Annotated in this window: 8 protein-coding genes; 5 read left to right on the top strand and 3 right to left on the bottom strand. The window is 64.5% G+C overall.

The features are described from left to right. Positions 1–1,335 (top strand): hypothetical protein (locus HKL97_RS10655; RefSeq protein ID WP_291425135.1); only part of this gene is annotated, 1,335 nt, incomplete at its 5' end. On the opposite strand, the gene HKL97_RS10650 is transcribed toward HKL97_RS10655, so the two are convergent. Further along, a complete protein-coding gene (locus HKL97_RS10650; protein ID WP_291425134.1) occupies positions 1,317–2,399 on the bottom strand; it encodes an anhydro-N-acetylmuramic acid kinase in 1,083 nt (360 codons plus the stop codon). The two genes, HKL97_RS10655 and HKL97_RS10650, sit on opposite strands and share 19 nt — an antisense overlap. Positions 2,400–2,421: 22 nt before the next feature. On the opposite strand from HKL97_RS10650, the gene HKL97_RS10645 reads away from it, so the two are divergent. Next, the gene (locus HKL97_RS10645; protein ID WP_291425133.1) at positions 2,422–3,657 is read left to right on the top strand and encodes a glycosyltransferase family 87 protein; all 1,236 of its coding nucleotides are present in this window, start codon (positions 2,422–2,424) and stop codon (positions 3,655–3,657) included. On the opposite strand, the gene HKL97_RS10640 is transcribed toward HKL97_RS10645, so the two are convergent. Beyond that, positions 3,581–4,855 carry a glycosyltransferase family 87 protein gene (locus HKL97_RS10640; protein WP_291425132.1) on the bottom strand — a complete coding sequence of 425 codons (1,275 nt, stop codon included), beginning with the start codon at positions 4,853–4,855 and terminating at the stop codon, positions 3,581–3,583. The two genes, HKL97_RS10645 and HKL97_RS10640, sit on opposite strands and share 77 nt — an antisense overlap. 36 nt (positions 4,856–4,891) lie before the next feature. On the opposite strand from HKL97_RS10640, the gene tyrS reads away from it, so the two are divergent. The 3 genes from tyrS to HKL97_RS10625 all read left to right on the top strand — a co-directional run bounded on the left by tyrS (position 4,892) and on the right by HKL97_RS10625 (position 9,783). After that, entirely contained in the window at positions 4,892–6,124 is a 1,233-nt protein-coding gene (gene tyrS, locus HKL97_RS10635) for a tyrosine--tRNA ligase (RefSeq protein ID WP_291425131.1), read from the top strand. 163 nt (positions 6,125–6,287) lie between these two features. Continuing rightward, positions 6,288–9,608, top strand: coding sequence for a DUF2126 domain-containing protein (locus tag HKL97_RS10630; protein ID WP_291425130.1), 3,321 nt, complete (start codon positions 6,288–6,290; stop codon positions 9,606–9,608). Next, complete coding sequence (locus HKL97_RS10625) at positions 9,601–9,783, top strand: hypothetical protein (protein ID WP_291425129.1); 183 nt, start codon at positions 9,601–9,603, stop codon at positions 9,781–9,783. The genes HKL97_RS10630 and HKL97_RS10625 overlap by 8 nt, the downstream gene beginning before the upstream one ends. Here HKL97_RS10625 and HKL97_RS10620 read toward each other — a convergent pair. Further along, on the bottom strand, positions 9,744–10,492 hold a 749-nt coding region (locus HKL97_RS10620), incomplete at its 5' end, for a glycosyltransferase (protein WP_291425128.1). The genes HKL97_RS10625 and HKL97_RS10620 overlap by 40 nt on opposite strands.

Raw genomic sequence — 10,492 nt, 5'->3', positions numbered from 1 at the left:
TTTTTATGGGCGGCGGCGGTGGCGGCGGCGCTGTTGCCAGGGCTGCAGGCCTTCGCCATTCCGGGAGTTGTGCATTACCATATTTTGCTGCTGGTGATGATCGTGCTGACGGTGGGCTGCGTGGCGCGCGCCTGGCACGATCATGTCACCTACGGGCTGCTCGCCGGGGTGAGCGGCGGTTTCGCCATCTGGCTTACACCCGAGACCATGCCCTTTGTGCTGATGGCGTTCGCGGCGCTGCTGCTGCGCTGGCTGTATGTGCCCCTGGGCAAGACGATCACCGCTTGCGCGGCCGGATTTTTCGATGTGTTGAGCATCGCGCTGATGATCGACCCGCCCCAGGGCGGCTGGGGCGTGCCAGAGATTGACCGGCTGTCGCTGGTTTATGTGGTGCTGGGCATGTTGTTGCTGGCGGGCGCCGGCGGGCTGTGGCTGCTGGAGGCGCGCTGGCGGCCTAAACACGCCCGCCCGTTGGGGGTGGCGCTGATGGTGCTGGCCGTGGCGGCTTGGGTGGCCATGTTTCCAAAAGTGGCGATGGGGCCTTATGGCATCATGCCGGCGGCGGATGCGCATAAGTTTTTTGGATTGATCCAGGAATTGCAGCCCCTGCGCGGGCGGATGCTGCTGGTGTATCTGGGGCCCGGCGCGCTGGCGCTGGGCTATGCGCTATGGCGCGCGGCGGGCCGGGCGCGTTGGCTGTGGCTCTATATCGCGGCGTGCACGGCCGTGGCGCTGGTCCTGGGCGTTCAATTCCTGCTGTTCGCCGCATTCGCGCCCGCGGCGGCGGCGGTGCTGCTGCCATTGGCGTTGAGCGAGGTGAGCCTGCGATTTGAGGCGCGGCCGATGGTGGCGATGCTCTCGCGCCTGGGGGTGTTGCTGGCCGTGCTGCTGGTGCCCGTGGCGGCGGCTGGGCTGAACAAGCCTTCACCGGGGGCGGCCGGGACACATTATCCCTCGTGCAACCTGCGTGAAATTGCGCCCTTGCTGGTTCCGGCGGCCGGGCAGGTGGTGCTGGCCCCGGCGGAGGATTCGCCAGAATTACTGTACCGCACGCGGGTGGAAACAGTGGGGTCGCTGTATCAACATGGCCTGCGGGGTTATCTGCGTGACCGCGCGGCCTGGCGCGCAACGCCCGGCGTGCAGGTACCGGGGGCGGTGCTGGCGGCCGGCGCGCGATTTGTGCTGTTTTGCCCCACGGGGGCACGCTACCCGCTGGTCGCGGATTTACCAGAAACCACCCTGTGGGACGCGCTGGAGGCAGGCAACCCGCCCCCCTGGTTGCAGTTGTTGGGCAGCAACGCGCAGGGTTGGCGGCTTTATAAAATAACCTCTTGAAGCCGCCCGCCGGTGAGCGGGCGGGCAACGCCGGTGGTGCCGGGCAGCGAGAGCGGCAATCCCTTTAGCGAGCGCACCGCCAGATAGGCGAAGCATTGTGCCTCCAGCGCGTCGCCATCCCATCCGGCGGCCTCCACCGGTTGCACAGGCGCGGCGAATTGCGCTTGCAGCCCGGCCATCAGCACCGGGTTTTTGCGCCCCCCGCCGCCCACGAGCACGCGCAGCGGGGCAGCGGGCAGCGGCGAGGCGGCGATGGCGCGGGTACAAAAGGCGGCCAGCGTGGCCGCGGCATCGGCCGGTTGTAGCGCGGCCGTGGCCTGGGCGATGAGGGCAGAGAAGGTGAGGCGGTCCAGCGATTTTGGCGCCGGTCTGTTGAAATAAGGATGCGCCAGCAGCGTGGCCAGCCGCGCTTCGTCCACAATGCCGGCGGCGGCCAGGGCGCCGTCCTTGTCATAGGGCAGGCCGAGATGCGCCTGCGCCAGATCATCCAGCGGGCCGTTGCCGGGGCCGGTGTCGCAGGCGAGGATTTCGCCATCCGCGCCAAGCCAGGTGATGTTGGCGACGCCGCCGATGTTCACAATCAGCAATGGTTTGGGCAGATCGCGCGCCATGGCGGCGTGGAAGATCGGGGCCAGCGGCGCGCCCTGGCCCCCGGCGGCGACATCGGCGGAACGGAAATCATGCACCACCGGAATGCGCGCGAGCCGCGCCAGCTGGGCCGCGTCGCCGATCTGCCAGGTGCGATGCTGCGCGGGCGCGTGCAAAATGGTCTGGCCGTGAAAGCCGATGACATCCGCGTTGCGCCCAGCCAGCGTAATGGCGATGGCATGCTCATATGTGAGGCGCTGCTCCACGTCTTTCAGGAACGCATCGTCCGGCGCGAGGGTGGGAGCGAGGTCGAGCAGGCGGCGCAGATCGGCGCGCAGTGAGTCCTCATAGGCCAGCATGGCGGTAGGGCCGAAATGGGTGATGCGCTCGCCATCGGTCTCCAGCCAGGCAACGTCCACGCCATCAAGCGAGGTGCCGGACATCAGGCCAATGGCCCGGGTTGGTTTGTTTTTCATTGCTGCAGTGTTAGGCTTAGGTATGAAAAGCATTCAAGGGCAAGCAGTCCTGGGCAGGCTTAAACAATACGGAAATATAATCGCCAGCACCGCAACCTGGCCGGCTTTGATTGTCTGGTGGGGCTGGTATGCCGTGATTTTTTTGCGCGATATGGCGAGCCGTGCCGGGCATTATTCACCTGCTGGGATGCGCGTGCAGGATTTGCCATGTGCGAGTCCGCTTTGCGATTTTTCTGTGTTCTGGCAGGCGGGCGTCATGGCCGCGCATGGCCGCGCGGCCGCAACGTATGATCCGGTGATGTTTCTTGCCTTGCGAAGGAATTTGTTTTCCGCGCAGGCTGATCCACTCCTTTGGTTTTATCCCCCGCCCGCGTTGCTGGCCGTGCAGCCATTCTCATGGTTGCCATTTGAAATATCGTTCTGGGTGTGGACGCTGGCGTTGCTTCTCCTTGCCGCCGGGATGTTGCGTATCGCCGGTTTGAATCGGTGGGTGATACTTTTGGGGCTTTTGAGTCCGGGGGCGCTTTGGAGTCTGGAGCTTGGCCAGTTCGGTGTCCTGTGCGGGGCAGCGCTCGTCGCGGGGCTTTTGGCATCGGCGGTGCGGCCGGGTTTTTCGGGCGTTGTCCTGGGGGGGCTCATTATTAAACCGCAGATGGTTCTGCTTGCGCCCGTGGCGCTGTTCTCCGCGCGGCGATGGCGCGCCATCGCCGCGGCCTGTGGGGCGGGATTATTCTTGATCCTTGCCAGTATCGTTGTGCTCGGCTGGCCGGTCTGGCAGGCCTATCTCGGCAACGGCTTGGCGATATCGAAGCTGATGCTTGATACGTTGCCGCTGATACCCGGTTCTGCGGCGTTCGGACTGTCAGTTTTTAATATGGCGCTATCATTGCAGTTGGGGTTGCACGCCAGCGAAGCCTTGCAGGGTGCGGTCTCCGTGGCTGCGGTGTTGCTCACTTGGCAGGCTTGGCGCAGCGGCATGCGGACGCAAGAGAAAGTAGCGCTGTGCGCGTTTCTCTCCTTGCTGGCGACACCTTACGGAGGTGTCGACTATATGGTCGGATATTCCATTGCGCTTGCTATGCTCGCGCACATGCGCGGCTGGCACATTGATTTTCTGGACGTGATCTTCTGGCTTTGGCCAGCACTCTGCCCTGTGGTGTATAGCGCCACCGGGGTGCTGATCACGCCTGTAGTGGTCGCATTGGCGGTGTGGCGAACATGGCAACGGGCCCCGCGCGGCGCAGTAGAAGCGCCATGAAGGTAAGGGTGATCAGCGGATCCAGCGGGATATGCATTTGGGTGCGGAAAACCTCGGTCACCAGGGGCAGCGCGAACATCGCGGCCAGGGCGGTTTTTTCCCACGGCAGATAGGCTGTGCGCTCTACTTCGCGAAGCATGTAGAGGATGGCGAGTCCGCTCATGGTCAGGTCGTAGCTGAGCATCACGGTAAGCAGCATTGGGAAGCTGGCGGCGAACATTGCCGCCCGGACGTTGAAACTGGCCCGGCGCGTGGCGTAAATGCAATAGGCGGCAAACAGCATGCCCCCGGCCTGCACCACTGCCGCCAAGACGCCGCCGCCGCCCAGCAGGCGGACAGCCGAACCGGGTGTTACCATGAGCGCGTAGGAAAAACCGCCATGGGTGAACAGGAACTGGGCATGCGGCACGGTGACGAGAAAATAGCCAAGCCAGTTCCGCCACCCGAACAAAACGGCGGAAAGCAGGCAAAGTGCTGTACCGGTGAATGCGGCGCTCACCAGGGCGGCCAGATGCCGGCCAGCCAGCAGCAGCAAGAGCACCGGCAGAACGAAATTTGGCTTGTAACAGAGCGCACCGAAGCAGGCGCCGGCAAGGAGCGGCCGTTTTCCCAGGTTGAGCAGGCCAAATCCCACGAGTGCGGTGGATAAAAACGCATTCTCGCCGACGGCCGCGTTCTCGGTTATGGCCAGATAGGCAAGGGCTGGCCATGCCCGCAGCCAGCCGCCCGCCAACTGGCGCAGGCAACACCACAGCAAAGCGCCGCTCAGCCCCACCCAGAGCAGATAGGCCCTGTAATACGCCAACAGTGAAAGCGGCGCGCAGAGCAGCCAAAAAACCGGGGGATAGAAAAAACTGAAATACATCACCTGGGGATCGTGGCTCAGCGCGCGTTCCATCGCCTGGTGCCCGGGAGGGACATGAAAAGAGGCAATATACGCATGGGCGGGAATGCCCGGCGCATAGACCAAGGCCGCATGACCCGCCGCGGCCAGCCTGCCAGCGGCATAAAAGCTCAGGAATTCAGTTGAAAAATGCGGCACCGGAGGGAACAGCCAGCCGGTCCCCCGGCATATCGCGAGTGCAAGGCCGATAAGATTGGCGATGGCGAGCAGCCGCAGATAACCAAGCGCACGGTCCCGGGTCAGCCAGCTGCCGCTTTGCAGGCGCGGCCAGATTGCGAGGTTTTGAACTGTCATCTGGTTGTGCTACCCCGCGCGCAAGAGGATTAGAAGATGGCAATTAGTGAGTTTCTGGCCGAGGCGAAGGCGCGCGGCTTTGTGTTTCAGTGCACCGACGAGGAGGCGCTCGATGCCGCCTGCGCCGCGGGGAGCATCGCGGGTTATGCCGGTTTCGACCTGACAGCCGAGAGCCTGCATGTCGGCCATATGATCCCAATCATGCTGCTGCGCCTGTTCCAGAAACACGGGCACCGCCCGGTGGCGCTGATGGGCGGGGGGACGACGCGGATCGGCGATCCCTCGTTCCGCGAGGAAGCGCGCCAGCTGCTCTCCGAAGAGCAGATCGCCAAAAACCTCATTGGCATCCGCGCGAACATCGAGGCGTTCATCAGCTTTGGCGATGGCCCGAATGATGCCGTGCTGGTCAATAATGCCGACTGGCTGGACCGGCTGAGCTACATCGAGCTGCTGCGCGAAGTGGGGGTGCATTTCTCCATCAACCGCATGCTCTCGTTCGATTCCGTGCGTTCGCGGCTGGAGCGTGAGCAGGGGCTCACCTTCCTGGAGTTCAACTACTCCATCCTGCAAAGCTATGATTTCCGCGCGCTGAGCCGCCAGTACGGCGTGGTTTTGCAGATGGGCGGCTCCGACCAGTGGGGCAATATCGTCTCCGGCGTCGACCTGGTGCGCCGCACCGACCAGAAGGGCGTGTTTGGCCTCACGACCCCGCTGATCACCACGGCATCAGGCGCGAAAATGGGCAAGTCAGCGGCGGGCGCGGTGTGGCTATCGGCTGAAAAGCTGAGTCCCTACCATTACTGGCAGTTCTGGCGGAATACCGAGGATGCGGATGTTGGCCGCTTCCTGAAATTGTTCACGGATCTGCCGCTGGATGAAATCGCGCGGCTGGAAGCGCTGGGCGGGGCGGAGCTGAACGGCGCCAAGGTGATTTTGGCGACCGAGGCAACCGCGCTGGCGCATGGCCGCGCGGCGGCGGTGGATGCGGCGGCAACGGCGCATAAAATCTTCAGCCAGGGCGGCGTGGCCGAAGGTCTGCCGCGCGTGGAGATTCCGGCGGCGGAGTTTGGCGCCGGGGTGGCGGCGTTCGCGCTGTTTGCCCGCGCGGGGCTGGCCTCCAGCAATGGCGAGGCGCGGCGGCTGATCCGCGGCGGCGGCGCGCGGTTGAATGATGAGGTGGTGGCCGACGAGGCGCAGGTGATCGCGCCGGCGGCCGAGATGAAGCTCTCCGCCGGGAAGAAGCACCATGTTCTGGTGAAGCTGACCTGAGCTGCTGATTTTTCCGGCATCCTGCCCCGCGGGGTGCCGGAACTGTCCATTGAAAAATCAACTTCGTCTGCGCGCGCCGGATTGAACGATTCAGGCGGCATCTCCTACATTGCCAAACTTGTTTTTGCGTGGTGAGTGGCATGTACAAGCCCGAGGAGATCGCATGTCCGTCCATGCCGCGATTACACATCGTACATCCTACAAATACGACCGCCCCGTGGCCCTGGGCCCGCAGACGATCCGCCTGCGTCCCGCCCCGCATGCGCGCACGCCGATCCTCTCATATTCCCTGAAAGTCTCGCCGCAGCCGCACTTCCTCAACTGGCAGCAGGATCCGCAAGGCAATTTCATGGCCCGTGTGGTGTTCCCCGCGCGGGTGACGAGCTTTGAGGTGGTGGTGGACGTGGTGGCCGACATGGCGACCATCAACCCGTTCGATTTTTTCCTGGAGCCGGAAGCGGAGACGTATCCGTTTAAATATGATGAAATTCTCGCCGAGGAGCTGGCGCCGTTTCGCGTGCTGCGCAATCCGGGCAAAAAACTGCAGGCGCTCATTGGTGAGGTCCACGCCGGGCACGGCAACAAAGAGCTGCGCATGGTGGACATGCTGGTGCTCATCAACCGGATGATCGCCGAGCGCATCTCCTATGTGGTGCGCATGGAGCCGGGCGTGTGGAGCCCCGAGCAGACCTTGACCAAGGCGCAAGGCTCATGCCGGGATTCCGCCTGGCTGCTGGTGAATCTGCTGCGCCACCTGGGGTTCGCGGCGCGGTTTGTTTCGGGCTATCTCATCCAACTGGCCGCCGATGTGAAGCCGGTGGATGGCGGGGCCGAGGGCCCCGCCGCCGACTTCACCGATCTGCACGCCTGGGCGGAGGTATATCTGCCGGGAGCCGGGTGGGTCGGGCTGGACGCGACCTCGGGCCTGATGGCGGGCGAGGGGCATATTCCTCTGGCCGCCACACCCTCGCCAAGCTCGGCGGCGGCGATTTCCGGGCTGGTCGGTGAATGCGAGACGGAATTTGAGTTCGACATGAAGGTGACCCGCGTGGCCGAGACGCCGCGCGTGACCAAGCCTTACACCCCGCGCGTGTGGCAGGATATTCTGGCGCAGGGCCAGGCGGTGGATGCCGCCTTGGCCAAGGGCGATGTGCGCCTTACCATGGGCGGCGAGCCGACATTTGTGGCGGCTTCCGACTTTGAGGCGCCGGAGTGGAATATTGATGCTTTGGGGCCAACCAAGCGGCAATTCGCCGGGCGGCTGATCCGCAAGCTCACCCCGCTGTGGAGCAAGGGCGCGGCGCTCACCTATAATATGGGCAAGCATTATCCGGGTGAGCAGCTGCCGCGCTGGGCGATTCATGCGCATTGGCGCGCCGATGGCGAGCCGGTGTGGAAAAATCCGGCGCTGCTGGCGAGCGATGACGACAAGGACGACGCGGCGGCGAAGGATGCGGCGGCCTTCGCCGCCGCGCTGGCCGAGCGCCTGCAGGTTGATCCGGCGCTGGTGAACCAGGCGTATGAGGACATCCATTATTATCTGTGGCGCGAGAAGCGCCTGCCCGCGAATGTGGTGGCCATGGAGCCCAAGTTGGGCGACGAGCTGGAGCGCGCGCGGCTGGCGAAGGTGTTCGGCCAGGGACTGGCCGCACCCGTGGGCAGTGTGCTGCCGCTGCGCCGGGTGGTCATGGAGGGTGAGCGGGCATGGCAGAGCGGCGAGTGGTTTTTCCGCGATGATGTGATGTTCCTGATCCCCGGTGATTCGCCCGTGGGGCTGCGCCTGCCGCTGGAGAGCCTGCCCTGGGCGGACCCGGCGCATAGGGAGGTTGATTTCGAGACCGACCCGTTCGCCCCGCGCAAGCCGCTGCCCAAGCGTGATTCGATGCAGCTGACGCGCGAAGGTTATGGCGGCAGCGGCATCGAGGGGTTCCGCCCCGTGCCGCAGGATGCCCCGGTGGTGGGGCGCGAGGAGCCGGGGCTGGTGCGTACCGCGCTGGCGGTGGAGGCGCGCGATGGGATTCTGCATGTTTTCTACCCGCCGCTTTATGATGTGAGTGACTGGCTGGAGCTGACCGCCGCGGTTGAGGAAACCGCCGCCAGCATGGGCCGCAAGGTGGTGCTGGAAGGCTATCTGCCGCCGGAGGATGACCGGGTGATCAATTTCTCCGTCACACCGGACCCTGGCGTGATCGAGACGAATATTCACCCCGCCGCCAACTGGGGCGAGATCGTGGAGCGTACCGAACAGCTCTACGAGGTGGCGCGCGAAGTGGGGCTGATGACCGAGAAGTTCATGCTCGATGGCAGGCATGTCGGCACGGGCGGCGGCAACCATGTGGTGATGGGCGGCGCCACGCCCGCTGACAGCCCATTTTTGCGCAGGCCCGATCTGCTGAAATCCATGCTGGGATTTTGGCATAACCACCCCTCGCTCAGCTTCCTGTTCAGCGGCCTGTTCATCGGGCCTTCGAGCCAGCATCCGCGCATCGACGAGGCGCGCGAGGATTCGCTCAACGAGCTGGAGATCGCGTTTCAGCAGGTGAACAGCGGAACTTATACGCCGCCCTGGCTGGTGGACCGGCTGTTTCGCAACATTCTCGCGGATATGACCGGCAACGGCCATCGCACGGAATTTTGCATCGACAAGATGTATGCCCCCAATGGCGGCTCCGGCCGGCGCGGGCTGGTGGAGTTCCGCGCCTTTGAGATGCCGCCGCACGCGCAGATGTCAGCCGCGCAGGTGCTGCTGATGCGCTCGGCGATCGCGGCATTCTGGAACAAACCCTATGAGCGGCGGCTGGTTCGCTGGGGCACGCGGCTGCATGATGAGTTTCTGTTGCCGCATTATGCCGAAGCTGATTTCAAGGATGCGCTGGCCGAGCTTGAGGCTTTTGGATTCGGACTGGACTCGCAATGGTTCGCGCCGCATCTGGAGTTCCGCTTTCCGCAGGTGGGCGAAATCGCGGTGCGCGACATGCGGGTGGAACTACGCCACGCGCTGGAGCCGTGGCATGTTCTGGGCGAGGAACAAACCTCCGGCGGCACCGCGCGCTATGTCGATAGTTCCGCCGAGCGGCTGCAGGCGAAGGTCTCGGGCTGGGTGGATGAGCGTTACGCCCTGGCCTGCAACGGGGCCGCGCTGCCGCTGCAAAAAACCGAAGTGCCGGGCGAATATGTGGCCGGTGTGCGCTTTAAGGCCTGGCAGCCTTATTCGGCGCTGCACCCCACCATCCCGGCGCAGGTGCCTCTGGTGTTTGATGTATACGATAAATGGTCCGGCCGCAGCATCGGCGGTATGAGCCATCATGTCGCGCATCCGGGTGGGCGGGCCTATGATGATTTCCCCGTGAACGCGAATGCCGCGGAAGCACGGCGGCGCTCGCGCTTCTTCCCCTTTGGCCATATGCCGGGGCCGATGGCGCAGCTGCGCGAGGTGCGCGCGGTTGAGTATCCGCGCACACTGGATCTGCGGCGCAATGCTTAAAAACCTGATCCGCCGGCTCCAGCGCTACGCCTTTGCCGAATTGTTCAACGAGCTGGCGGCGATCAGGCTGGAGCTGGCGCGGCGCAATGAGGTGCTGGAAGGCGCGCTGCTGGCGATTGCGCTGGAGCGCGCGACTCAGGCGAGCTCCAGCAGCGCCAGCAACGAGGCGGCATAACGCGCCATGGTGTGCGCCTCGCAATAGGCGTGGCGTTCGGCCTCGGTATCATCCTTCGCGCTCAGCCGCTCCATGAGCGCGGCGGCGATCCCGGTTGGGTCGAGCCTGTCTGAAACGGTTTTGACATAGCCAGGCGCCGCGATGTTTTCCGCGAGGTCATGGCTGGCGACGGTTGGCAGCCCGGCGGAAATACAATCCTGCAAGGCGCCGGAGATGTTGCCGGGCTGGCCCTCGCGCAGTTGCAGCGCGCAATCAGCGGCCAGCAGATAGTTGCGGTAGGCGCGCTCGGGCACAAAGCTTTGGCCGAACGCCACCCGGGCGCGAAGCCCCAGTTTTGCGGCCAGTTTCTCGAATGCCGGGGTGTCGGGCGTGGGTTCGCCAACAAAAACCAGCCGCGCGCCGGGCAGCAGCGCCAGGGCATGCAACGCGGCGGGGATGGCCTTGTTGCGGCTGATGAAGCCCAGGCTGACGATGATCTTTTCATCTGCCGCAATCCCCAGCGCCGCGCGCGCCTGCTCCCGGGCTGCCGCCGTGCGCGGGGCAAATTCGCGCTGGAGGGCAAAGGGCAGATGCGCCGCCGCCACGCCAAAGCGCGCCGCCACCTCGGCCACCGGCTGCGGGCTGTGAAAGATGAGCGGCCGCGCCGCCCTGGCGATCTCACCCAGGAACGCGGTCCGGCGCAGGCGTGCATCCTTCGCCCAAGCGATGA

Source organism: Acidocella sp. (genome assembly GCF_013044125.1).
In the GTDB taxonomy this organism is placed as follows: domain Bacteria; phylum Pseudomonadota; class Alphaproteobacteria; order Acetobacterales; family Acetobacteraceae; genus Acidocella.
Note: the sequence above shows the minus strand (reverse complement) of the source record. Positions and strands in the feature narration are given on the sequence as shown.